General features: G+C 61.1%; 22 protein-coding genes. 16 read left to right on the plus strand and 6 right to left on the minus strand.

Annotated elements, in window-relative coordinates; translation table 11 throughout:
• Nucleotides 1-22: 22 nt before the first annotated feature.
• Nucleotides 23-838, minus strand: coding sequence for a lytic transglycosylase domain-containing protein (locus K3758_RS13255; RefSeq protein WP_259945732.1), 816 nt, complete (start codon nt 836-838; stop codon nt 23-25).
• 358 nt (nt 839-1,196) lie between these two features.
• Here K3758_RS13255 and K3758_RS13260 point away from each other — a divergent pair, with 358 nt between their 5' ends.
• From K3758_RS13260 to K3758_RS13335, 16 genes are all read left to right on the plus strand, one after another.
• Nucleotides 1,197-1,400 carry a Flp family type IVb pilin gene (locus K3758_RS13260; protein ID WP_259945735.1) on the plus strand — a complete coding sequence of 68 codons (204 nt, stop codon included), beginning with the start codon at nt 1,197-1,199 and terminating at the stop codon, nt 1,398-1,400.
• A 112-nt stretch (nt 1,401-1,512) separates the two neighbouring features.
• Nucleotides 1,513-1,680: a hypothetical protein gene (locus K3758_RS13265; RefSeq protein WP_259945738.1), complete on the plus strand. Its 168-nt coding sequence runs from the start codon at nt 1,513-1,515 to the stop codon at nt 1,678-1,680.
• A 141-nt stretch (nt 1,681-1,821) separates the two neighbouring features.
• Nucleotides 1,822-2,682 (plus strand): Flp pilus assembly protein CpaB, encoded by an 861-nt coding sequence (cpaB, locus tag K3758_RS13270; RefSeq protein ID WP_067621983.1) that lies wholly within the window; start codon nt 1,822-1,824, stop codon nt 2,680-2,682.
• A 205-nt stretch (nt 2,683-2,887) separates the two neighbouring features.
• On the plus strand, nt 2,888-4,315 hold the full coding sequence (locus K3758_RS13275) for a type II and III secretion system protein family protein (RefSeq protein ID WP_259945741.1): 1,428 nt from the start codon (nt 2,888-2,890) through the stop codon (nt 4,313-4,315).
• A 4-nt stretch (nt 4,316-4,319) separates the two neighbouring features.
• Nucleotides 4,320-4,994 carry an OmpA family protein gene (locus tag K3758_RS13280; protein WP_259945742.1) on the plus strand — a complete coding sequence of 225 codons (675 nt, stop codon included), beginning with the start codon at nt 4,320-4,322 and terminating at the stop codon, nt 4,992-4,994.
• A 289-nt stretch (nt 4,995-5,283) separates the two neighbouring features.
• Nucleotides 5,284-6,528, plus strand: a complete 1,245-nt coding sequence (locus K3758_RS13285; protein ID WP_259945744.1) for an AAA family ATPase — start codon at nt 5,284-5,286, stop codon at nt 6,526-6,528.
• Nucleotides 6,529-6,551: 23 nt separating this feature from the next.
• Nucleotides 6,552-8,030 carry a CpaF family protein gene (locus tag K3758_RS13290; protein ID WP_259945746.1) on the plus strand — a complete coding sequence of 493 codons (1,479 nt, stop codon included), beginning with the start codon at nt 6,552-6,554 and terminating at the stop codon, nt 8,028-8,030.
• An 11-nt stretch (nt 8,031-8,041) separates the two neighbouring features.
• On the plus strand, nt 8,042-9,004 hold the full coding sequence (locus tag K3758_RS13295) for a type II secretion system F family protein (protein WP_259945748.1): 963 nt from the start codon (nt 8,042-8,044) through the stop codon (nt 9,002-9,004).
• 10 nt (nt 9,005-9,014) lie between these two features.
• Nucleotides 9,015-9,992: a type II secretion system F family protein gene (locus K3758_RS13300; RefSeq protein ID WP_201722007.1), complete on the plus strand. Its 978-nt coding sequence runs from the start codon at nt 9,015-9,017 to the stop codon at nt 9,990-9,992.
• Entirely contained in the window at nt 9,992-10,591 is a 600-nt protein-coding gene (locus K3758_RS13305; RefSeq protein WP_259945752.1) for a tetratricopeptide repeat protein, read from the plus strand. Before K3758_RS13300 ends, K3758_RS13305 begins: the two co-directional genes overlap by 1 nt.
• A gap of 27 nt (nt 10,592-10,618) precedes the next feature.
• The gene (locus tag K3758_RS13310) at nt 10,619-11,470 is read left to right on the plus strand and encodes a lipopolysaccharide assembly protein LapB (RefSeq protein ID WP_259945755.1); all 852 of its coding nucleotides are present in this window, start codon (nt 10,619-10,621) and stop codon (nt 11,468-11,470) included.
• A gap of 3 nt (nt 11,471-11,473) precedes the next feature.
• Nucleotides 11,474-11,968, plus strand: coding sequence for a prepilin peptidase (locus tag K3758_RS13315; protein ID WP_132444361.1), 495 nt, complete (start codon nt 11,474-11,476; stop codon nt 11,966-11,968).
• A 128-nt stretch (nt 11,969-12,096) separates the two neighbouring features.
• Nucleotides 12,097-13,404: an ATPase gene (locus tag K3758_RS13320; RefSeq protein WP_132444360.1), complete on the plus strand. Its 1,308-nt coding sequence runs from the start codon at nt 12,097-12,099 to the stop codon at nt 13,402-13,404.
• Nucleotides 13,405-13,449: 45 nt separating this feature from the next.
• The gene (locus K3758_RS13325; RefSeq protein WP_259945763.1) at nt 13,450-15,903 is read left to right on the plus strand and encodes a ligase-associated DNA damage response DEXH box helicase; all 2,454 of its coding nucleotides are present in this window, start codon (nt 13,450-13,452) and stop codon (nt 15,901-15,903) included.
• Between the two features lie 285 nt (nt 15,904-16,188).
• A complete protein-coding gene (gene pdeM / locus K3758_RS13330; protein ID WP_259945766.1) occupies nt 16,189-16,860 on the plus strand; it encodes a ligase-associated DNA damage response endonuclease PdeM in 672 nt (223 codons plus the stop codon).
• Nucleotides 16,860-17,282 (plus strand): PaaI family thioesterase, encoded by a 423-nt coding sequence (locus tag K3758_RS13335; protein WP_259945768.1) that lies wholly within the window; start codon nt 16,860-16,862, stop codon nt 17,280-17,282. Before pdeM ends, K3758_RS13335 begins: the two co-directional genes overlap by 1 nt.
• Here K3758_RS13335 and folD read toward each other — a convergent pair.
• The 5 genes from folD to ftsH form a co-directional block, all read right to left on the minus strand.
• Nucleotides 17,279-18,169, minus strand: a complete 891-nt coding sequence (folD, locus tag K3758_RS13340; RefSeq protein WP_259945770.1) for a bifunctional methylenetetrahydrofolate dehydrogenase/methenyltetrahydrofolate cyclohydrolase FolD — start codon at nt 18,167-18,169, stop codon at nt 17,279-17,281. The genes K3758_RS13335 and folD overlap by 4 nt on opposite strands.
• A gap of 74 nt (nt 18,170-18,243) precedes the next feature.
• Entirely contained in the window at nt 18,244-19,920 is a 1,677-nt protein-coding gene (locus tag K3758_RS13345) for a formate--tetrahydrofolate ligase (RefSeq protein WP_259945773.1), read from the minus strand.
• Nucleotides 19,921-20,031: 111 nt separating this feature from the next.
• A complete protein-coding gene (locus K3758_RS13350; RefSeq protein WP_259945776.1) occupies nt 20,032-20,616 on the minus strand; it encodes an MOSC domain-containing protein in 585 nt (194 codons plus the stop codon).
• A gap of 45 nt (nt 20,617-20,661) precedes the next feature.
• Nucleotides 20,662-21,315, minus strand: coding sequence for a hypothetical protein (locus tag K3758_RS13355; protein ID WP_259945779.1), 654 nt, complete (start codon nt 21,313-21,315; stop codon nt 20,662-20,664).
• Between the two features lie 148 nt (nt 21,316-21,463).
• Nucleotides 21,464-23,380, minus strand: a complete 1,917-nt coding sequence (ftsH, locus tag K3758_RS13360) for an ATP-dependent zinc metalloprotease FtsH (protein WP_067942389.1) — start codon at nt 23,378-23,380, stop codon at nt 21,464-21,466.
• Nucleotides 23,381-23,389 lie beyond the last annotated feature (9 nt).

Here is a 23,389-nt window from a genome sequence, read left to right on the forward strand (position 1 = left end):
GCCGGGGGCACGGCTTTCGCGATCAGTTCATCGCGGCAAAGACACAGCCATCGCTGATCAGTTCCGGCGGTGTCAGGCAAAGCCCCTGCGCGACTTGAAAAGCGGCCAACACCTTGGGCACATAGTCGCGCGTCTCAGCAAAAGGCGGCACGCCCGCATGTTTGCGCACCGACCCCTCCCCCGCGTTATAGCCCGCCAGTACGAGAATCGGATCGCGGTCGAACTCCCCCATCAGCCAATTAAGGTATTTGACCCCGCCTGAGATATTCTCGGCTGCGACCATACTGTCGCCCACGCCAAAGCGGGCAGCGGTATCGGGCATCAATTGCATCAGTCCAGCCGCCCCGGCCCGACTTACCGCATCGGTACGTCCCGCCGATTCCACGCTGATCACCGCCAACACCAGCGCCGGAGAGACATTCGTGCCGACCGTGGCGCGCAGGATGTCCACCCCATTGCTGCGCGCGATATCTTGCAGGTGCTGCAGGCGCGGCGCGGGCACCTTGCCCGTTGAAAGCGCCGCCATCGCAGGCGCCAACCGCCCCGCCCCGCCACGCTCCGCCGCGGGAGAGACCTTATCCCAAAACCAATCGAACTGCCCCGCTTTCAAAGGCGCAATCGCGCCGCTTGGCGTGGCGGCCACGGCGGGGCCTGTGTCGACCTTTGCCGCAGCGGCTGCGCGTGCGACCGGGTCAATTTGCACGGTGATGCGTTTGGCTCCCGTCTTGGGCGGGCCGACCCGTTTGGCGGAAAACTCAGGAAAGGGTTTCGGGCCCTCTGCCGCAACGACAGGGGCCATAAGGGCCGTGACCAGCGAGAATGCCAATATACGATACATGCCTGCTCTACCTTGCGTCTGACGCGCCTTTGTTCGGCAATATCTCACGAATCGTGGAATCGGACCAGCGTTTGAGGCGGGGATCATGGCGGTTTCGCCGCAATTGTCCTCTCAGGCGACGGGAAAGCGGAGCAGGACGGTCAGGTAGAAGAATTAAACTCCATATAAACAGAGAGTTAAGAAGTTTTTGCAAGAAAAAAGTGAACGGTCTGAAAAAGGCGCAGTTGCTGCCAAATTCGCGCCCCAATCTGACGGCTATATAGGGTCATACCAAGTCGGACAGCCTCAATGAGAGAACGAGGCAAACCGGACGGCGAGGTTAAGACCTTTTACTCAGTGATCCTTGGAGGGACATGACATGATGAACTTTATCAAAAACTTCCGCAAAGACGAAGACGGTGCCGTGACAGTTGACTGGGTCGTTCTGACCGCTGCGATTGTTGGCTTGGCCGTGGTTGCCTTCAACACAATCGGTGACAACACAGCAGACCTGACCACCGAAATCGGCACCGCCATTGATGGCGTTTCGGCAACGCGGACACCCGCTGCTTCCGGCACCTAAGTCTACGCCCCAGCGAAACCGATAGGTTCTACGAAGATTTGGGACCGCCTCCCTCTTGGGGCGCGGTCCTTTTTCAATGCCAAGGTAAAGCACATCTATTCATAGGGTACGTATGCGCAGCCAATTCAAGAAATTCTTCTGTGACCAAAACGGCGCCGTCAGCGTTGATTGGGTTGTCCTGACCGCCGCGCTGGTGGGCCTGGCGATCTTGGTGCTGAGCGTATTCTCCGACAGCCTTGACGGGCTTGTCGAATACATCCGGGTCCAGTTGACCACTTAAAACAACGGCGCCCCAAAACGCACCACGGCAAGCTTCATCGCAACGCCGCCGTGGCGACCAAATCTCGCCATATTCGGCGGCTAATCTGCCGAGGTGATCAAAGCGGGCCGAGACTCGCTTCCATAGCAAAGAGGTGACGACATGCGAGCCGTATTCGGATTGGTTCTTTTGGTGGGTATAGCGCTTGCTGGTGGGGCCGTTTATCTGGCGAAAGACCGGATTTCACAGTATCAAACCGCGAACGCGCAGGCCCAAGCCGCGCTGGCGCAAGTGGTGCCAACCAAAACCGTTTGGGTGGCCGACAAGCCCCTGAAATACGGGCAGCCCCTCACCCGCGAAGATGTGCGCGCCGTTAAATGGCCCGAGAATGCCATCCCCGAGGGCACATTCTTTGAGGAAACCGTGCTGTTTCCGGAAAACACCAAAGATCAACGCATCGTGCTGCGCAACATCGAGAAAGATGAAGCGATCATGGCCGTGAAGGTGACCGAGCCGGGCGAAGATTCCGGTCTGACCTCGCGTCTGGCTCGCGGCATGCGCGCCTTTGCCCTCAAAGTCGACGTTTCCAGCGGCGTGTCGGGCTTCCTGCGTCCCGGCGACCGGGTAGATGTCTATTGGACGGGCCGCGTGAATGTGGGCAACCAATCCAGCAACGGCGATGTAACCAAACTGATCGAATCGGCCGTACAGCTGATCGCCATCGACCAAAGCGCAGATGCGCTGGTGATGGGCGAAGCCTCGATCGCGAAGACCGTGACCGTGGCCGTGAACCCCCAACAGGTCGCCGCCCTGGCCCAAGCGCAATCAACCGGCCGTCTGTCTCTTGCTCTGGTCGGTACGAATGACGACACCGTGGCCGAGGCCATCGAAGTCGACCAACGCTCGCTTCTGGGCATCGAAGCTCAGGAAACCATCGCAGAGGTCGCCAAAGAAAAGGTTTGCACGATCCGCACCCGCCGCGGGGCCGAAGTGGTCGAACTGCCGATCCCCTGTACAAACTGATCCGATAACAACCTCTTGCTAAGCTAAAAAAGACGCCGCAGCCCTCCTGCGGCGTCTATTCCATTCTCTGTTATGTTGCGAATAGCCCACATGCACAGCACCCGCGAAGAGCTTGATTCTTGCAATAAAATTTGAATTGCCGCAGAGTGCTGCCAAACGAGGGCGAAAAGACCCATCCCGAGGCGTGATCAAAAAGGCAGGTCACATGAAAATCGATAGATTTCTAAAAGCGGCCCTGCTGGGGCTGACACTGGGCGCGATGCCGATGGCATTGACCCTGCCCAGTTCAGCTGGCGCCGACACGCTGCGCGTCGTGAAACGCGGCACCAATTCCAGCCTCGACGTTCCGATGAACCGCGCTGTGGTGGTGGAAAGCGACATCCCCTTCGCGGAGCTAAGCATTGCCAACCCCGGCATCGCGGATATCTCGTCTTTGTCTGACCGCACGATCTATGTGTTGGGCAAATCCCCGGGTCTGACCACGCTGACGCTGCTCGACGCCGGCGGGCAGTTGATCACCAATGTCGATGTCCGCGTCGCAGCGGATGTGTCTGAATTCAAAGAACGTCTGCGCCAAATCCTACCGGGTGAGAAGATCGAAGTACGCACCGCCAATGACGGCATCGTGCTCTCGGGCATCGTTTCGTCGACCCAGCGGCTGCAACGCGCGCTCGATCTGGCCGAACGCTATGCGCCTGAGCGGGTCAGCAATCTGATGAGCGTCGGCGGCATTCAGCAGGTCATGATGAAAGTCCGCTTTGCAGAGATGCAGCGCAATGTGTCGAAATCGCTCGGCTCTTCGCTGGCCATCAATGGCGGGTCCGATTTCAGTGCGGGCACCGGCAGCACCAATACTTCGGGCGGGGTCGCGACCTCGCTTGGCGGCTCGATCCCTGGATCGAACCAGAACGCGGGCGCAGTTCTTTTCGGCTTCAACGCAGGCTCGACCCAAGTGGGCATCCTGTTGGAAGCATTGGAAGAAAAAGGCGTCGTGCGGTTCCTGGCCGAACCGAACCTCGTGGCGCTTTCGGGGCAAGAGGCCAAGTTCCTCGCCGGGGGTGAATATCCCGTCCCCGTGGCCCAGACCGGTGATACCATCGCCGTGGAGTTCAAACCCTTCGGCGTAGAACTCGCCTTTATCCCGCGCGTCGTGGACAAGGATATCATCAATCTTGAAATGAACGCCGCCGTTTCGGCCATCGACGCGAGTAACAGCATTTCATTGGGCAACGGCATTGAGATTTCCGCCTTCACTCGCCGCGAAACCTCGACCACGGTCGAGATGCGCGACGGTGAGAGCTTTGCCATCGCGGGCCTTCTGACCGACGACTTCACCGACAGCACGCGGCAACTGCCGTGGATCGGCGATGTGCCGGTGCTGGGCGCGCTGTTCCGGTCAGCGGATTATCAGCGCAGCCAGACGGAACTGGTCATCATCGTCACCGCGCATTTGGTCACGCCAACCCGGAGCGAGGCGCTGGTGCTGCCCACGGACCGCATCAAACCGCCGTCCGAGAAAGACCTGTTCTTGCACGGGCGCACGGCGGACGGCACTCGCACCCCCAGCCGGGGTGCTGCGGGCGAGGTCGCCAAACAGGACTTCCGCGGCTCCTACGGTTATGTACTGGATTGATCCGATGACACGCAGACATATCACGTTGATCGCTGGCACCGCGGCCCTCGCAGGGCTCGCCGCCTGCTCCCCCAGCAATGATCCGGTCTATACGCAGTTCTACCGCGAGGCGGGGTCGATCGTGGACACCGGCCAGTTCGGCAATGCCACGCTGCACAATCGGCAGGTCATGACAGGCGAAAAGCGTGTAACCTTTGATCTGGCGAACCGCTTTGCCAGCGAGGTCCGCTCTACCGTGACTTTCGCCTTTAACTCCGACCGGTTGGACGCCAATGCGCAGGCGATTCTGCGCCAGCAGGCCGGTTGGATTCGCCAATTCCCCGAGATGCGCTTCCGTGTCTATGGCCACACCGATCTGGTCGGCTCGCAGACCTATAACCGCGCCCTCGGCCTGCGCCGCGCGCAGGCAGTGGTGCGCTATCTCTCGACCTTGGGAATCAGCCCCAGCCGATTGGAAGCCGTTGTTTCCTTTGGTGAAACGCAGCCCCTGATCGTGACCCAAGGCCGTGAGCGCCGCAATCGCCGCACCGTGACCGAGGTCAGCGGCTTTGTGCACGGCCACCCGATGCTGCTGGATGGCAAATATGCGCAGATCATCTACCGCGAGTATGTGGCCAGCGCCGTGCCCCCCTCGCAACTGAGCGCCAGTGCCACCGTCGCAGGTGGTGGCGGAGAGTAGGGCAAGCCCCTCTTTCAACAAGAGAATATCCCCCCGCACCTTCGGGCCGCGGGGGTTTTTCGTCCCAGCCCGCCCATGGTCAATCGGGCGTGAATGGGTAGATCGTTTCAAGATACCCAACAATAGAGGCTTTTTGGCCCCAATCTCGCCCCAGTTGGGGGTGATATTCGACACAGAAGGATAAATGTGCCCGGCTCAAGGGCCGCGCATGAGGCAGAGGTCAGAGCGATCGCGGCGACAGAATATCGCCGCCCTCCGGCCAAACCGTTGATGTAAAGGACAAAAGGTCATGAGCAGCACTATGCCCCAACCCGAAGCAGCGCCGATCGTTGCCTGCACAATCAGCCGTGATGTACAGAATTTCGACCTCTTGATCGAAGACATGGAGGCGACTCTGGGCGAAAGCTGGGGCGATCTGGGATTCGCCGAAGCGCTGGCCTTCTTTGGCCAGCCCGAGGCTGAGGCGATGGAATTTGTCGCCCTCGCCATGGATGAGACCGACGAAGACAACCTCGTTTTGATGACCGAGATCATCACGCAGGCCAAGGCCCGCGACATCCGGGTGATTCTGATTGCCGAAGACATGACCCCCGCCGCGCTGCATTCGCTGCTGCGGCAGGGTGCGGATGAATTCGTTCCCTATCCGCTGCCCGAAGGCGAGTTGGCCCAGGCCATCGCCCGCGTCCGCGCCGGAGAGAACGCGCCCCCTGCCCCCGCAGCCGAGGCCAGCGCCCCGCAACTGAAGGCTGGCGCGCAAAAGGATGGCGCCCTGATCGTGGTGCATGGGCTGGCTGGTGGCACTGGGGCCACGACCCTTGCCGTGAACCTTGCGTGGGAACTGGCCAATGCGGACAAGAAAAATCCGCCCTCGGTCTGCCTGCTGGATTTCGACCTGCAATACGGCTCTGTCGCGACCTTCCTTGATCTGCAACGGCGCGAAGCCGTCTATGAGATGATGTCCGACACGGAAACCATGGACGAGGAAATCTTTGGCCAAGCGTTGCAAACCTTCGAGGACAAGCTGCATGTGTTGACCGCTCCGGCGGAGATGCTGCCGCTCGATATCGTCACCAACGAAGACATCGACCGTATCCTCAACATGGCCCGCAACCAGTTCGACTATGTGATCGTCGACATGCCTTCGACGCTGGTGCAGTGGTCCGAGACCGTGCTGACCAGCGCGCACGTCTACTTTGCGATGCTGGAACTCGACATGCGCTCGGCCCAGAACGCCCTGCGCTTCAAACGGGCGCTGCAATCCGAGGAACTGCCCTTTGAAAAGCTGCGCTATGTGATGAACCGCGCACCCAAATTCACCGATCTCAGCGCCAAGAGCCGGGTTAAGCGGATGGCCGAATCGCTCAGCATCTCAATTGACGTGCAGCTGCCCGACGGCGGCAAGGCGGTGACGCAGGCCAATGACCATGGGCTGCCGCTGGCCAACTCTGCCCCGAAAAGCCCCCTGCGGCGCGAAATCGCCAAGCTGGCAAGCTCCATCCACGATCTCAAGGGCGAGCAGGCCAAAGCGGCCTAAGCCCCTAGCGAAAGAGCGTACCGATGTTCTCCAAATATAAAAAACCTGCCTCCGCGACGCCGAAAGCCGCTGCTCCGGCACCGGCCCGAGAGGCCAAGCCCGCCAAAAAGATCGAGCCCGCCCCTGCGGCCACCGCGACCCCCGCCCCCGTCGAGGTGGCCAAACCGGTTTCGATGCGCCGGGCCGTCAAACCCGCCGCCGCATCGCCCGAGGATCGCGAGGTCAAGCGCAAGCAGCGGATGAGTGAGATCAAGCTCGAACTGCACCGCGCCCTGTTGGACAACCTCAACCTCGCCGCGCTGGAACATGCCTCCGAGGCCGATTTGCGGCAGGAAATCAACGATATCGCCGTCGAGGTTCTCTCGGAAAAGAGCATCGTGCTCAACCGCGAAGATCGCATGACGTTGAACTCCGAGCTTTATGACGAGGTGACCGGCCTTGGCCCCCTTGAGACGCTGCTGAAAGACGACAGCGTCAACGATATTCTGGTGAACGGCCCGCAGCAGATTTTCGTCGAGCGAGACGGCAAGCTGCAGTTGACCGACGTGACGTTCAAGGATGAAAAGCACCTGCTGCGGATCATCGACAAGATCGTCTCGGCCGTGGGTCGGCGCGTGGATGAAAGCAATCCCTACGTCGACGCGCGTCTGAAAGACGGTTCGCGTTTCAACGCCATGGTGCCCCCCGTCGCGGTCGATGGCTCCTTGGTATCCATTCGTAAGTTCAAGAAAGACAAGCTGGGCATCGACGATCTGGTGAATTTCGGGGCTTTCTCGGAAGAGATGGCCGCCTATTTGCAAGCCGCCGTGGCGACACGTCTGAACATCATCGTTTCGGGCGGTACCGGTTCGGGTAAAACCACCACGCTCAACGCGCTATCGTCGTTCATTGCCAACGACGAACGCATCCTGACCATTGAAGACACCGCCGAACTCCAGCTCCAGCAGACCCATGTGGGCCGGATGGAAAGCCGCCCGCCTAACGTCGAAGGCAAGGGCGAAGTCTCTCCCCGCGACTGTCTGAAAAACGCCCTTCGGATGCGTCCCGACCGGATCATCGTCGGCGAGACGCGCGGCGAGGAGGTGATCGACATGCTACAGGCGATGAACACCGGCCACGACGGTTCCATGACCACGATCCACGCCAACTCGGCCCGCGATGGCGTCAGCCGTTTGGAAAACATGATCGCCATGGCCGGGATCGAAATGCCGCTCAAAGCCATGCGCAGCCAGATTTCCTCGGCTGTGAACCTGATCGTGCAGGCCAGCCGCTTGCAAGACGGCTCGCGCCGGATGACCTCAATCACCGAGATCACGGGCATGGAAGGCGAGGTGATCTCGATGCAGGAGATTTTCCGGTTCCAGCGCGTGGGCCTGACGCCCGAGAACAAGATCATCGGCCATTTCACCGCCACCGGCGTGCGCAGCCACTTCTCCGAGCGGTTCCGCATGTGGGGCTATGACCTGCCTGCCTCCATCTATGAACCCGTGGCGGCCCAGTAAGGATTGATGCAATGAGTGCCGAACCAATCATCTATGGTCTGATCTTTATCGGCGTCTTGGTGCTGGTCGAAGGGCTGTACCTTGTCGCATTCGGCAAATCCATCAGCCTTAACAGCCGCGTGAACCGCCGGTTGGAGATGCTGGAGAAAGGGGCCCGCCGCGAAGAGGTGCTCGACAAGCTGCGCAAGGAAATGCAGCAGCATATGAACGCCAAGTCGATCCCGCTCTATTCCCTGCTGTCAGAACGTGCGCAGAAGGCCGCGATTGCCTTCACGCCGCAGCAACTTTTGATGATTATGTCCGGTTTGGCCGTCTTGGCCTTTCTGGGGCTGACGATCGGCACCGATACATCGGTGCCGGTGCGGGCCATGATGTCCGTCGGCATGGGTGTCGGCGCGGTGTTCTTTTGGGTGTCCCATAAAGCGGGCAAACGCATGGCGATGATCGAAGAGCAGCTTCCCGATGCGGTTGAGCTGATGGTGCGCAGCCTGCGGGTGGGCCACCCGTTCTCCAACGCGATCTCGATCGTGTCGAAGGAAATTCAAGACCCGCTCGCCTCCGAATTCGGGGTGATCGCGGATGAAGCCGCCTATGGCCGTGATCTGGGCGAGGCGCTCAAGGATATGGCCGAACGGCTCGACATGCAGGATTTGCGCTTTCTGGCCGTGGCGGTGACCATTCAACAGCAATCGGGCGGCAACTTGGCCGAGATCCTCGCCGGTCTGGCCAAGGTGATCCGCGCCCGTTTCCGTCTGTTCCGCCGTGTCAAAGCGATCACGGCCGAGGCGAAATGGTCGGGCAAGTTCCTCTCAGGATTCCCGCTGGCCGCGCTGGTGGTGATCAACCTCGGCGATCCGCATTACTACGACGAAGTGCGCGATCACCCCTACTTCATTCCTGCCTGTTTCCTTGTGGGCATCTTCCTTGTGCTGAACCTGTTTGTGATGCGCATCCTTACCAATATCAAAGTCTGAGAGGCCGATGATGGAATTTCTCAATCAGCTTAACGATCAGATCAACCAAGCCTTGGGGCCGATGGGCCTGATCATCATCGTCGGCACTTTGGGCGTCACCTTGGTGGCGATCACGCTCGTGCTGATGCTGCGCCAGCCCGAAGACCCGCTGACCAAGCTCAAACGCACCAGCACGGCCCCCACGGGCGACAACGCGCGCGAGAAGTTGCGACAGTCCGACCAGAACGCCCAGTTGCAGAAATTCGCCAAGTTTCTTGAACCTGAAGACGTGGCCGAACTCAGCGCCAAACAATTGATGCTGCGTCAGGCGGGTTATCGGTCGCGCGATGCGGTGCGGCTGTATTACTTTGCGCAGTTTGCCCTTGGGATGCTCGGGCTGGTGGGCGGCCTGATCTACACCAATGTCTTGGGCGGCGGCGAAGGGATGACCACGCAGCAGACCATGATGTGGGCCATCGGCCCCGGTGCGATTGGGTATTACCTGCCCAAATACTGGGTCAAACGCCGTGTCGATTCCCGCAAAGAAGAGATCACCCGCGGCTTTCCCGACGCGCTGGATATGATGCTGGTCTGCGTCGAGGCGGGGCAATCGCTGGATCAATGTATCGTCCGCGTCGCCCGTGAACTGCGCGCCTCCTACCGGGCCCTGTCTGAAGAGTTTGAAATGGTCGCCTATGAGATGAAGGCCGGCAAGGACAAGGTGTCGGTGCTCCACGACATGGGCGAGCGTTGCGGCGTGCAGGATGTCTCCTCCTTCGTGACCGTGCTGATCCAATCGGCGGCCTTTGGTACATCCATCGCAGACGCCCTGCGCGTCTATGCCGAAGAGATGCGCGACAAACGTGTGATGCGGGCCGAGGAAGCGGCAAACAAGTTGCCAACCAAGATGACCCTTGCCACTATGGGCCTTACCGTACCGCCGCTGTTGATCATTCTGGTCGGCCCCTCGGCGCATGGCATCTCGAAATTGGGTCAGATGGGGAATTAATGACGGAGAAAATTCGGCGCAGCCTCGCCCGCGTCGTTTTCATCGGGCCGATCTTGGGCCTTGCTCTGGCCGCCTGTTCAACAGGCGGCTTTTCCGCGTTGCGCGGGGGTCAGATGCCTGAAAGCCTCTACGCCCCCGGCGTGAACCCCCGCGCAGAGGCCGTCGACGGCATCGAAGTGGGCCACAGGCTTATCGCGGCGGGGCAGTATGAACTGGCCATCAAATCCTTCAACCGCGCCGCGCTGGATCATGGGCTGACGGGGGAAATCCTCTCGGCTTTGGGCAGTGCCAACCTCGGACTGGGGCGATTGGGTCAGGCCGAAACCCTGTTGCGCCGCGCGGTTGAGAAGGACGCCGCAGAGCCGGAAGTCTGGAACAATCTTGGCGTCGTGCTGATGGAAAGCGGCCAGACCGCCGAGGCCGAGCAGATTTTCCGCAAAGCCTATGCCCTCGATAATGGCGAAAGTGACGCAATCCGGGACAATCTGCGCTTGGCGCTCGCAAAAACGGAAAAATCTGTTATAACAGAAGTCAATGAAGATAATTACAAATTGGTGCGGCGCGGCAGCGGGGATTACCTGATCCGTCCGACACCATGACCCGGCAGAGCAGTAAAAGGACGCAAAATGCGCCATCCAATCATTCTGGCCGTCTGCATGGCAGGCGTCACCGCCCTTGCTGGCTGCGGTGAAAAAGATGCGAACGCCACCGTTGAGCGGGCCTTCAAGGACGTCAATGTGGTGGATGAAACCAACCTCTCCGACGTGATGCTTACCGTGGCCGACCCCAATGAGGCGGTGAGTTACTTTGCGCGTTCCGTAAAGGAAAGCCCCGACCGGATCGACCACCAGCGCGGGCTTGCCGCATCGCTCGTGCGGGCCAAACGCACCACCGAAGCCGTGGGCGAATGGGACAAGGTCACCAAGATGAAGGGTGCCACGCCCGAAGACAGTGTGCAATTGGCCGATGCGCTGATCCGCTCGGGCAACTGGGCGCGGGCCGAGACGGTCCTCAACAGCATCCCCCCCACCCATGAGACATTCGCCCGCTACCGGCTCGAAGCCATGGTTGCCGACAGCAAAGAACAGTGGAGCCGCGCCGACAGTTTCTATGAAATCGCCGTCGGGCTGACCACGACCCCTGCCGCCGTGATGAACAACTGGGGCTACTCCAAACTGACCCGCGGCGATTACCCCGAAGCCGAGAGGCTTTTTGGCGAGGCGATCCGTCAAGACAACACGCTTTTCACCGCCAAGAACAACCTCATCATGGCCCGCGCCGCACAGCGCGATTACACCCTGCCCGTCATGCCGATGGAGCAGTCCGAACGCGCCCAGCTTTTGCACACGATGGCCCTGTCGGCGATCAAACGCGGCGACGTGGAAACCGGCAAGGGCCTGCTGCGCGAAGCGATCGACACCCATCCCCAGCACTTCGAAGCCGCCGTCCGCTCCCTGCGCGCGTTGGAAAACGGCTGAGCCATGGCGATCTCTGCCACGGCGGCCCTGTGGTTTCTGCCCTTCGTCCTGCCGATCTGCCTCTATGTCGCTTTCACCGACATGAAGCAGATGCGTATTACCAATCAGGCGGTCTTGGTACTCATCGCGATCTTCGTGGTGTTGGGTCTGTTTCTGCTGCCGTTTGAAACTTACCTCTGGCGCTTGCTGAGCCTCGTCATCGTCTTGGTCATTGGCATCGTGCTGAACGCCGCTGGCGTCATGGGCGCCGGAGACGCCAAATTCGCCGCCGCTGCCGCGCCCTTTATCGCCATCGGTGATCTGCGCCTGCTGATGATGCTTTTCATGGCCACCCTTCTGGCCGCCGCTGCCACGCACCGCGGGGTGAAATACACCCCCCTGCGCCGCCTCGCGCCCGATTGGCAAAGCTGGCAGGAAACCAAGAAATTCCCCATGGGCCTCGCCCTTGGCACCACGCTGGGGCTCTATCTCATTCTGGGGGCGCGCTACGGGGTCTGAACGCGCCCTGCCCGCCGCAACTTTCTTTTATTGCGGAATAAGCGTCCACATTCACGCCATATTCAAGATTTATCCTGCAGTCTGACCGACAAGCCGCACCGCCGCATGCTTTGCCAAGGAAGCCATTGATGAACGCCCCGACCAGCACAGTGCTTGCCCCGCCGCCCCCCAAGCGGTTGGAGGATATGAAACTGCCCATCGTGATGATGCGCGACATCCTCCTAAAAACGATCTTTCGCAAGAACGTTGAAATGGTCAGCGATCTGGCCCAAGCGCTCTGCCTGCCGACCCAAGTCACGCAAGAAATGGTCGACCAAGCCCGCGGCCAGCGCCTGCTAGAGGCGACAGGCACGCTCAGCGCCACCAGCGGCAATGAAATGGGCTATCAACTGACCGACGCTGGCAAAGCGCGCGCCTTGGATGCGCTGGCGCAATCGGAATATTTCGGTGCCATGCCCGTCCCGCTTGAGGTTTATCGCGAGCAGGTCAAACGCCAATCCGTGCGGAACCTGCAAATCACCCGCGATCAACTCACCGGGGCGATGGGCCATCTGGTGCTGCCCGACAGCCTGCTGGACCACCTTGGGCCTGCCGTCTCTGCCGGGCGGTCGATCCTGATGTACGGCCCGCCGGGAAACGGGAAGTCGAGCATTTCCAACGGGATCCGCGACGCGCTTGGTGATAAGGTCTATGTCCCCCGCGCCATTGAATACGCGGGCCAGGTCATCACCGTCTATGATCCGATCGTGCATTCTTCCGCCGAGGCGGAGGTCCAAGACCCTACCTCCCTGCGCCGTATCACCCGCTATGACGCTCGCTATGTCTGCTGCGAACGCCCGACGGTCATCACCGGCGGTGAGCTGACGCTCGACATGCTCGATCTGGTGTACAACCCCACGGCGCGGACCTATCAGGCCCCGCTGCAACTCAAGGCCACCGGCGGCATCTTTATCGTCGATGACCTTGGCCGTCAGCAAGAGCCACCGCAAAGCATCATCAACCGCTGGATCGTGCCGCTTGAGGAAAGCAAAGACATCCTCGCCCTGCAATCGGGTGAGAAATTCGAGGTGCCCTTCGACACGCTGGTGATTTTCTCCACCAACTTCCACCCGAATGAGATTTTCGACCAAGCGGCCCTGCGGCGTATTTTCTTCAAGATCAAAATCGACGGGCCGGACCAAGAGAACTTCCTCAAGATCTTTGCCATGGTCGCCCGCAAACGCGGCATGCCACTGGATGAGGCGACGCTGATCCATCTGCTCAAGGTGAAATACCCGACCATCGACAACGTCTATGCGAACTATCAGCCGAACTTCCTGATCGACCAGATGATCGCCATCTGCGATTTCGAAGGCATCCCCTATCAAATGAATCCCGATCTGGTGGACCGCGCTTGGGCCAATATGTTCGTCCGCGATGAGGTGATCGTAAAATAGCCCTGGCCGCTGGCCCCAGGGCCTGCCGATACTACATTGGGGGTCATGCGCGCCCTACCCCCCAAATTCGCCGATTGGTTCGCCCAGAACGGCTGGTCCCTGCACCCGCACCAGCAAGAAATGCTGGACCGTGCCGAGGCCCCCGCCCTGCTGCTCATCGCCCCCACAGGCGGCGGTAAAACGCTGGCCGGTTTTCTGCCCACTCTCGTTGATCTGGCCGAGCAAGAGCACGAGGGGATGCACACGCTCTACATCTCCCCCCTTAAAGCGTTGGCTGCGGACATCAAACGCAACCTGACCCGCCCGGTGGACGAAATGCGTCTGCCCATCCGCATCGAGGATCGCACCGGCGACACCCCGCAATCGCGCCGCCGCCGCCAACGCGCCGACCCGCCACATATCCTGCTGACCACGCCGGAAAGCCTTGCTCTGCTGACTTCCTACGAGGACGCGGCCCGCACCTTTCGCGGGCTCAAACGCGTGGTGATCGATGAAATCCACGCCCTCGCCGAAAGCAAACGCGGCGACCAGTTGATGCTGGCGCTGACCCGTCTGCAAGCCCTCTGCCCCGGCCTCAAACGGGTGGGCCTCTCGGCCACGGTCGAAGACCCTTCGGCCATCGCCCACCTCATGGCCCGCCACCCCGACCCTTGCGAAGTGCTGCTGGCCGATCCGGGCCCCGCCCCCGACATCCAGATGCTACACACCGAAGAAGCCCCGCCTTGGGCCGGGGGCGGTGCTGCCTATTCGATCCCAGCGGTGCTTGAGCAAGTGCGCCAACACAAGACCACGCTGATTTTTCACAACACCCGCGCACAGGCCGAGATTTTCTTTCACAACCTCTGGCTCGCCAACGAAGACGCCCTGCCCATCGCCATCCACCACGGCAGCTTGGATCGCGCCCAACGCGAAAAGGTCGAAGCCGCCATGGTGCGCGGCGATCTGCGCGCCATCGTCTGCACCGGCACGCTTGATCTTGGCATCGACTGGGGCGACGTTGACCTCATCATCCAGATCGGCGCCCCCAAAAACGTAAAGCGGCTGGTCCAACGCATCGGCCGCGCCAACCACCGCTACAACGCGCCCTCCAAGGCACTTTTGGTGCCTGCCAACCGCTTTGAAGTGGTCGAATGCGTGGCCGCGCTAGAGGCCGTCCTCGAAGGCGCGCTCGACGGCGATCCGCGCGGCCCCGGCCCGCGCGATGTGCTGTGCCAACATATCCTCATTACCGCCTGCGCAGGCCCCTTCGACGCTGATGACCTCTTCGCGCAGGTCCGCTCCGCCGGGGCCTACGCCGCCCTGTCCCGCGCCGACTTCGACGCCTGCCTCGACTTCTGCGCCACCGGCGGCTACGCCCTGCGTGCCTACGACCGCTGGCAACGCCTGCTGCAACGCCCCGACGGCCAGTGGCAACTGCGTGACCCGCGCGCCGCCCAACGCATCCGCATGAACATCGGCACGATCCAAGATACCGATAAGCTGAAAGTCCGCATGAAACGCAACCGCGGCGGCAAACCGCTGGGCGAGATCGAAGAAGGCTTTGCCGCAACGCTTACCAAAGGCGACACCTTTTTGATCGGCGGCCAAATCGTACGCTACGAAGGGCTGCGCGAAACCGTTGTCGAAGTCAGCCGCAACGCCGCAAAAAAGCCCAAGGTGGCCACCTTCGGCGGCACGAAATTCGCCACCTCCACCCAGCTTTCGGCCCGCGTACAACAGATGTTCACGCAAGACAGTTGGCCCGAATTGCCGCGCCACACCGCCGAATGGCTGACCTTGCAACGCGAGGTCAGCCAATTGCCACAACCCGGCACACTGCTGGTCGAAAGCTTCCCCCATGACTTTGCCGAACAAACGGTCTTCTACGGTTTTGCCGGTCGCAACGGCCAGCAAACGCTGGGTCTTCTGTTGACCAAACGCATGGAAGACCTCGGCCTGCGCCCCTTGGGCTTTGTAGCCACAGACTATGCCACGCTCATCTGGGGCCTCTCCCCCGTCGACGACCCCGCGCAGCTGCTCGACCCCAGCGTGCTGCACGAGGGTCTCGACAGTTGGCTTGCGGGCAATGCCGTGATGAAACGGACCTTCCGGGCCGCGGCGACCATCGCGGGGCTGATCGAACGCAACAGCCCCCAAGCACGCAAATCCGGACGACAGACGACCTTCTCCAGCGACATCCTCTACGACACATTACAACGCTATGAACCGGACCATCTGATGCTCGACATCACCCGCGAGGAAGCCTTGAGCGGTCTGGTGGATTTTGGCAGGATCGAAGAGATGCTGGGCCGCATCGCCGGGCGCATCACCCACCGCAAACTGACCCGCGTAAGCCCGCTCGCCGCACCGCTGTTTCTGGAAATGGGCCGTGTGCCTGTCGAAGGCGCCGGACAGGAACGCATGCTGGCGGAAGAGGCCGAAAGACTGATGGAAGCCTCCGGCCTCGCGCAGCTCACTCCGCCGCCCTCGGATCAGCCGCCTTGGCGAGATCGCCGTTGAACACCGAGGTTTCGTGGGCGGAAAGGTTCTGCAAGGTATTTGAAAAAGGATGAAGATATTAAGAGTTCTTTAACCCACGCCGCGCATCTTGATCCCGCGGTACAGGCTGCGGAGCCGATGACCGCAAAGGATGAAGGCGCGTCTCCGGTCAGGCTAACGCCCGGCTGCGGGGCGCGTTTTCTACCTTTCATCCTTTCTTAAATACCGCTGCACTGCCGTTTCCGGTCTTCCGACAATCGCGTTTAGCCCCTTGCCAAATCGGCAGCGATCTCAGATGAACAAAGGATGAACGGACTCGATTTTTCATTCTCCGGCGCGGCGCTTACCGCGCTTGGCTCTGGCGCGCTTTGGTGGCGCGACCGGGATTTGCTTTGCGTAAGTGACCTGCATCTGGGCAAGTCTGAGCGGATCGCGCGGCGCGGCGGGTCGGCACTGCCGCCTTATGAGACCCGCGATACGTTGAACCGACTGGCGGCGGATCTGTCCTTTACGCATGCGCGGCATGTGATCTGCCTTGGCGATAGTTTCGACGACCTTGGCGCGGCGCAGGCGCTGCCGGAGGAAGAGCGGTTGTGGATACTGGGCCTGCAAGCCGGGCGGCGGTGGGATTGGATTGAGGGCAATCATGATCCCGGCCCCGTAGGCTTGGGCGGTACGCATTTGGGAGAGATTGCGCTCGGCCCGCTGACCTTTCGGCATATCGCCGCGAGCGAGGGCCGGGGCGAGGTGTCGGGGCATTATCATCCTAAGGCATCGATCCGTGCGCGGGGGCGCAGCATCTCGCGTCCGGCCTTTCTGTTTGACAGCAAGCGGCTGATCCTGCCTGCATATGGCACCTACACCGGCGGGCTGCGCAGCCAGTCGCGGGTGCTTTGTGATTTGATGGGGCCGGAGGCCCGCGCGGTGCTGACGGGGCCGCAACCAGTGGCGATTCCCATGCCTGGAAAGATGCGATGATGGATGATCAGATTGAACGCCGCGTGCGGGAGAGCTTTGCCAAGCAGACCATGATGCAAACCTTGGGGGCCGAGATCTTCGACGTGCAGCACGGTTTGGTCAGGGTCAGGGCACCGGTCCTGCCCGGCGCGATGCAGCAGCAGGGTTTTGGCCATGCGGGGCTGACATTTTCCATCGGCGATTCCGCGGCTGGTTATGCAGCGTTGAGCGTCCTGCCCCCGGAGGTTGATGTCGTCACGTCAGAGATCAAGATCAACCTGCTGGCCCCCGCCCGTGGGGACCGGTTGATTGCCACGGGCCGGGTGGTGAAACCGGGCCGGCGGCTTTGTGTCGTAACCGCAGAGGTACATGCGGAAACGGATGGCGCGGCCAAGCTCATCGCCATCCTACAGGGCACCATCGTGCCTGTGCCTGCCTCTTAGGCGGTCAGCCCTTCGGGTTCTTCCAACCCGTTGGCGCGGCAGCAGGCGGTGACCGTATTGGCCAACAGGCAGGCGATGGTCATCGGCCCGACGCCACCCGGCACGGGCGTGATGGCCCCGGCGCGTTGGCTGGCACTGTCGAAATCCACGTCGCCGACCAGTTTGGTCTTTTCGCCAGTCTCAATCCGGTTGATGCCCACGTCGATCACCGTGGCGCCCTCTTTGATCCAATCGCCAGGCACCATCTCGGGGCGGCCCACGGCGGCGACGACGATATCGGCGCGGCGCACCACTTCTGGCAAGTCGCGGGTGCGGCTGTGCGCGATGGTCACGGTGCAGCTATCCCCCAAAAGCAGTTGCGCCATCGGTTTGCCGACGATGTTAGAGCGGCCGATAACCACCGCGTTCATCCCCGACAGATCGCCATGGTGGTCCCGGAGCATCATCAGGCAGCCAAGCGGGGTGCAGGGCACCATGCTTTTCTGCCCCGTGCCCAGCAGCCCGACGTTGGAGATGTGGAAACCGTCCACGTCCTTGGCGGGCGAGACGGCATTGACCACGCGGGCTTCATCAAGATGATCCGGAAGCGGAAGTTGTACGAGAATGCCGTGGATCTCGGGGTCGTTGTTCAGCCCATCGATCAACTTGAGCAGGTCATCCTGATCCACAGTCGCGGGCAGCTTGTGTTCGACCGATTTCATGCCGACCTCGCGGGTCATTTTGCCCTTGGAGCGGACGTAAACCTGGCTTGCCGGGTCTTCCCCTACCAGCACCACGGCAAGGCCCGGCGTGATGCCGTGATCCGTCGTCAGCCGGGCGACATGGCCCGCCACCTTGTCCCGCACCGTTGCTGCAAAGGCTTTGCCGTCGATGATTGTCGCTGCCATATCCGTCTCACTTTCGCTCGCTGCACGTTGAACACGCCCTACATCACCGCGACGGCGGGGCATTGCAACCCGCCTTAGAACAATCCCTCCACATCGCCATCGGCGTTGAGCTTGATTGCCTCCGCAGAAGGCACCCGAGGCAGGCCCGGCATGGTCATGATCTCTCCGCAGATCACGACGACGAACCCCGCCCCCGCCGAGAGCCGCACCTCGCGGATTGGCACGCTGAAGCCTGTGGGCGCGCCGCGCAGGTCGGGATCGGTCGAGAAGCTGTACTGGGTCTTGGCCATGCAGACCGGCAGATCGCCATAGCCCTGTGCCTCCCAGTCTTTCAACTGGTTGCGCACCTTCTGATCGGCCAGCACCTCGTCGGCGCGGTAGATGCGTTTGGCGATGGTCTCGATCTTTTCGAAAAGCGGCATCTCGTCGGCATAGAGCGGGGCAAAGTTCGCGTGATCCCCGTCGGCAATCTCGGCCACGCGGGTGGCAAGATCAGCAGAGCCTTCTGACCCCAATTCCCAATGGCGCGACAGGATCGCCTCGGCCCCTTGGGCCGCGACATAGTCTTTGACCGTGGCCACTTCGGCGTCGGTGTCGGTGACGAAATGGTTGATCGCCACGACCACGGGCACGCCAAAGGATTTTACGTTCTCGATATGGCGTCCAAGGTTGGCGCAGCCTTTTTGCACCGCCTCTACATTTTCCGCCCCGAGGTCCGCTTTCGCCACGCCGCCGTTCATCTTCATCGCGCGCACCGTGGCCACCACCACGACAACCGATGGCGCGAGCCCCGCCTTGCGGCATTTGATGTTCATGAATTTTTCGGCCCCAAGATCGGCCCCAAAGCCCGCCTCTGTCACCACATAATCCGCCAGTTTAAGCGCTGTGGTCGTTGCGATAACCGAGTTGCAGCCGTGGGCGATATTGGCAAATGGGCCACCATGCACGAAGGCCGGGTTATTCTCCAGCGTTTGGACGAGGTTGGGCTGCATTGCGTCTTTCAAGAGCACAGTCATGGCTCCATCCGCCTTGATGTCGCGGGCATAGACCGGGCTGCGGTCGCGGCGGTAGGCCACGATCATCGCGCCAAGGCGCTCTTGCAGATCGCTGAGGTTCTTGGACAGGCAGAGGATCGCCATAACCTCGGAGGCGACGGTGATGTCGAACCCCGTCTCGCGCGGGAAACCGTTGGGCACGCCGCCCAAGGATGCGGTGATCTGGCGCAGGGCGCGGTCATTCATGTCGACCACGCGCCGCCAAACGACGCGGCGGGTGTCGATCTCAAGCTCGTTGCCCCAGTAGATGTGGTTGTCGATCATCGCCGCCAGCAGGTTATGAGCGCTGGTGATGGCATGAAAGTCGCCGGTGAAATGCAGGTTCATCTCTTCCATCGGCACGATCTGGGCATAGCCGCCACCTGCCGCCCCGCCCTTCATCCCAAAGTTCGGCCCGAGGGAGGCTTCGCGGATGCAGACCGCCGCCTTTTTCCCGATCCGGTTCAATCCATCGCCGAGCCCCACCGTGGTGGTGGTCTTCCCCTCCCCCGCAGGCGTGGGGTTGATCGCGGTGACGAGGATCAGCTTGCCGTTCGCCCGGTCTTGGACGGAATCGATGAACGTCTGGCTTACCTTTGCCTTGTCATGGCCATAGGGCAGCAGGTCGTCGCTGGAGATGCCCAGCTTTTCGCCGATCTCTTGGATAGGGCGTTTCGCCGCTTCGCGGGCGATTTGAATGTCGGTTTTGAAAGCCATGAGAATCCCCTGTTGCCGTTGGTGGCGATTTTTATCCCCTAGCCATAGCGCGACAAGACCCCGACGGGGGGCCGTGTTTCCGACACTCAAGCATCGCGAAACGGCGCGCGGTCAGCCGAGGTGGGGCCAGACGGGCTGGTTCGGCACGAAAAGCGTCAACCTGTCGCCCACGGCCAGCGGCCCTTCCCGCTCGACCCAAGCAGTCACGCCGCGTTTGCCCTGTGCTGCGAGTTTGAAGCCCTTGCCATGGCCGGGGGTCTCGGCCTCGATCTCACGCGCGGGCAGATTGCAGGGGCCATTTTCGATATCCACTACCAAGGTGGCGCCATGGGCGTTCTGCAGCCGCGATCCGGGCGGGACGAGGGTAAAGTCCGGGATGCCTTTGAGGATAATCGACGCGCCCAGCAGGGTCGGGTCAAGCTCAGGCAAGTTCATGGCGGCGGTAATCTGCGCCATCTCTTCGGCCGAGAGGACAGACAGTTGGCGGGTATTGCGAATTTCCGTGCCCTTAGCATGCAGGTTGCGCACGCGGACGCAGGCCGGACGGGTCAGCCCGGCGTGGAAATCCCCCTCAAAGCCTGCATAGGTCGCACGCGCCTGATCCATCGCGACCGAGCGGATGTTTTCGCGATCCGGAGGGACCATGCCCAGCCAAGTGATTTCGGCGACATGGTCTGTCTTGCGTAGCTCGGGCATCATGCGGTCCTTCGGGGTGGTTTGGGTGGCTGCTGAACCCTAGGCTCACTGTCGGATCAAATGCACCTTAAATCCGCCACCGCTCAATGAGGCGTTGGTGAGGGTGCCCGCGGTATAGACAAGCGCCATCCCGAAGGATTTCAGATAAAAGGGAGAGACATAGCCCGGCCCCATGACAACGCGGTAAGACATATCGCAATGCACGGCAGGGCCTTCCTCACGGACCTCTTGGGTCGCGACTTGGACCACGCGGCGGCCATCGTAGAGCGCCAGCGGAGAGGGGCAGCTATTGCCAGTGGCAAGGGCGGCGAATAGCTCAGGCGGGAAAAGGACGCCGGGCGGCACCGCTTTGGCATCCGACATTTCTGTCATCTCCGAAGACGGCGTGATTTCAACCGAGGTGACCCGCCCCGCCGTCCGGTCAATCGCGATATCGCGCCTCTCGCTCCCCCGGTTCGCCCCCAGATAGCTGGCCGTGTTCCCGTTAGACTGGGTAACCGCGTTGAAGCTGCCGTTCTTGATGCCGAAAGGGGCGTTGTTGAGAGACAGCAAAAACGCGGCGTTCCGGCTTTGGCCGTTGAACTGCAACGTGCCCAACTGACGCCCGCCCAATGCCACGGCGTAGGTCTGCGGATCGGCCCAAGCCGGGCCGCCGGTAAGCGCAAAGAGAACGGCAAGGGCAGAGAGGAAGCGTCGCATAAGACCCCGGCTGATTAGGAATTCCACCCCTGTCTAACGCGGAGGCGGCTGTGAAGCGATAGGGGAATTTTTCGCCTATCGCCCAAGGGTCAGCCCAAAACGAAAAAACCCCGCCGAAGCGGGGTTTTTCATAGGGTTGCAGGCCGGATCACACCGAAGGTTCAGGCTCCATTCCGCCATCCTTCGGCGGGGTTTTCTTGCCCTTCGCCTTGGGGATCGCGGTGACGCTGGGTGCGCTGCCCGCGTCGGAGTTGTCGTCGTCGGAGTCTTCGGCAGGCGGCAGACCGTCCATGACACGTTTGATCTCATCGCCGGTGAGGGTCTCATATTCCAGCAGACCTTGGGCCAGACGCTCGAACTCCACCTCTTTCTCTGAGATAATCTTCATCGCGTGGTCGTAGCCGTCTTGGATGAACTGCTGCACCTCTTTTTCGACCAACTCCTTGGTGTTGGCCGAGACGGAGAACCCAGCGGTATTGCCCTGATAGCCCTGCGCGGCTTCGGAATAGTCGATGTTGCCGACCTTATCGGACATGCCCCATTGCAGCACCATCGCGCGCGCCAGCGCAGAGGCTTGCTGAATGTCGCCCGCCGGGCCGTTGGACACGGAATCGGGGCCGTATTTATGGATTTCCGCCGCCTTGCCCGCCATGGCCATGGCCAAACGCTGGTGGCATTCGTCCTTGAACATGTTCAGCCGGTCAATCTCAGGCAGGCTCATCACCATGCCAAGCGCGCCGCCGCGCGGGATGATCGTGGCTTTATAGACCGGGTCGCATTTGGGCAGCGTCATGCCGACCAGCGCGTGACCGGCCTCGTGATAAGCGGTCATTTCCTTCTGCTCGGCGGTCATCACCATCGAGCGGCGCTCTGGCCCCATCATCACCTTGTCCTTGGCCTGCTCAAAATCGACCATGGTGACAAAACGGCGACCGACACGGGCAGCCATAAGTGCTGCCTCGTTCACGAGGTTCGCCAAGTCCGCGCCCGAAAAGCCCGGCGTGCCGCGTGCGATGATGCGCAGATCAACGTCCGGCCCCAGCGGGGTCTTGCGCGCGTGGACCGAGAGGATCTTTTCGCGGCCTTTGATGTCGGGGTTCGGCACGGTCACCTGACGGTCAAAACGGCCCGGACGCAGCAGCGCGGGGTCAAGCACGTCACGGCGGTTGGTCGCGGCGAGGATGATGACACCTTCGTTGCTCTCAAAACCGTCCATCTCGACCAGAAGCTGGTTCAAGGTCTGCTCACGCTCGTCATTACCGCCGCCATAGCCAGCACCCCGGTGACGACCGACGGCATCGATCTCGTCGATGAAAACGATGCAGGGCGCGTTTTTCTTGGCCTGTTCGAACATGTCGCGCACACGGGATGCACCGACACCGACGAACATCTCGACAAAGTCGGAGCCGGAGATGGTAAAGAAAGGCACGCCCGCCTCGCCCGCGATGGCGCGGGCCAGCAGCGTTTTACCGGTACCCGGAGGGCCCACCAGCAGCGCGCCTTTGGGGATCTTGCCGCCAAGGCGCGAGAATTTCTGCGGGTTGCGCAGGAATTCGACGATTTCCTCAAGCTCTTCCTTGGCCTCATCGATGCCCGCCACGTCGTCAAAGGTCACGCGGCCCTGCTTTTCGGTCAGCATCTTGGCCTTGGATTTGCCAAAGCCCATCGCCCCGCCTTTGCCGCCGCCCTGCATGCGGTTCATGAAGTAGATCCACACACCGATCAGCAGCGCGATGGGCAGAAGCGACATCAGGAAAGTCTGGAAACCAGACTGTTGCTGCGGACGCGCTTTGACCGGAATATCGTTGGAGATCAAAAGCTGGGTCAACTCGGCATCGCCGGGTTTGATCGTCAGGTAGTCGGCGCCATCCGCCTTGCGGAACCGAACCTGCTCGCCATCCAATGTCACATTACGGACATCACCATCCTGTACGGAGGTGACGAATTCGGAATAGCTGACCTCATTGTTTTGCAGCGACCCGCTGGACCCGCTGAACAGGTTGAACAGCGCCAGTACCAGCAACATCAGGACAACCCAGAAGGCGAGGTTACGAACATTTCCCAAGGGAATTCT

Origin of the sequence: Sulfitobacter sp. W002, assembly GCF_025142135.1 — a bacterium.
Taxonomy (GTDB): domain Bacteria; phylum Pseudomonadota; class Alphaproteobacteria; order Rhodobacterales; family Rhodobacteraceae; genus Sulfitobacter; species Sulfitobacter profundi.

Bases quoted from the DNA above. Each gene is read 5' to 3' on its own strand.
- K3758_RS13335 (WP_259945768.1), top strand. From the start codon at position 16,860: ATGGATGATCAGATTGAACGCCGCGTGCGGGAGAGCTTTGCCAAGCAG.
- K3758_RS13285 (WP_259945744.1), top strand. From the start codon at position 5,284: ATGAGCAGCACTATGCCCCAACCCGAAGCAGCGCCGATCGTTGCCTGC.
- pdeM (WP_259945766.1), top strand. From the start codon at position 16,189: ATGAACGGACTCGATTTTTCATTCTCCGGCGCGGCGCTTACCGCGCTT.
- K3758_RS13295 (WP_259945748.1), top strand. From the start codon at position 8,042: ATGAGTGCCGAACCAATCATCTATGGTCTGATCTTTATCGGCGTCTTG.
- folD (WP_259945770.1), bottom strand. From the start codon at position 18,169: ATGGCAGCGACAATCATCGACGGCAAAGCCTTTGCAGCAACGGTGCGG.
- K3758_RS13255 (WP_259945732.1), bottom strand. From the start codon at position 838: ATGTATCGTATATTGGCATTCTCGCTGGTCACGGCCCTTATGGCCCCT.
- K3758_RS13260 (WP_259945735.1), top strand. From the start codon at position 1,197: ATGATGAACTTTATCAAAAACTTCCGCAAAGACGAAGACGGTGCCGTG.
- K3758_RS13315 (WP_132444361.1), top strand. From the start codon at position 11,474: ATGGCGATCTCTGCCACGGCGGCCCTGTGGTTTCTGCCCTTCGTCCTG.
- K3758_RS13300 (WP_201722007.1), top strand. From the start codon at position 9,015: ATGGAATTTCTCAATCAGCTTAACGATCAGATCAACCAAGCCTTGGGG.
- K3758_RS13290 (WP_259945746.1), top strand. From the start codon at position 6,552: ATGTTCTCCAAATATAAAAAACCTGCCTCCGCGACGCCGAAAGCCGCT.
- K3758_RS13305 (WP_259945752.1), top strand. From the start codon at position 9,992: ATGACGGAGAAAATTCGGCGCAGCCTCGCCCGCGTCGTTTTCATCGGG.
- K3758_RS13275 (WP_259945741.1), top strand. From the start codon at position 2,888: ATGAAAATCGATAGATTTCTAAAAGCGGCCCTGCTGGGGCTGACACTG.
- K3758_RS13355 (WP_259945779.1), bottom strand. From the start codon at position 21,315: ATGCGACGCTTCCTCTCTGCCCTTGCCGTTCTCTTTGCGCTTACCGGC.
- K3758_RS13350 (WP_259945776.1), bottom strand. From the start codon at position 20,616: ATGCCCGAGCTACGCAAGACAGACCATGTCGCCGAAATCACTTGGCTG.
- K3758_RS13280 (WP_259945742.1), top strand. From the start codon at position 4,320: ATGACACGCAGACATATCACGTTGATCGCTGGCACCGCGGCCCTCGCA.
- cpaB (WP_067621983.1), top strand. From the start codon at position 1,822: ATGCGAGCCGTATTCGGATTGGTTCTTTTGGTGGGTATAGCGCTTGCT.
- K3758_RS13310 (WP_259945755.1), top strand. From the start codon at position 10,619: ATGCGCCATCCAATCATTCTGGCCGTCTGCATGGCAGGCGTCACCGCC.
- K3758_RS13325 (WP_259945763.1), top strand. From the start codon at position 13,450: ATGCGCGCCCTACCCCCCAAATTCGCCGATTGGTTCGCCCAGAACGGC.
- K3758_RS13345 (WP_259945773.1), bottom strand. From the start codon at position 19,920: ATGGCTTTCAAAACCGACATTCAAATCGCCCGCGAAGCGGCGAAACGC.
- K3758_RS13265 (WP_259945738.1), top strand. From the start codon at position 1,513: ATGCGCAGCCAATTCAAGAAATTCTTCTGTGACCAAAACGGCGCCGTC.
- K3758_RS13320 (WP_132444360.1), top strand. From the start codon at position 12,097: ATGAACGCCCCGACCAGCACAGTGCTTGCCCCGCCGCCCCCCAAGCGG.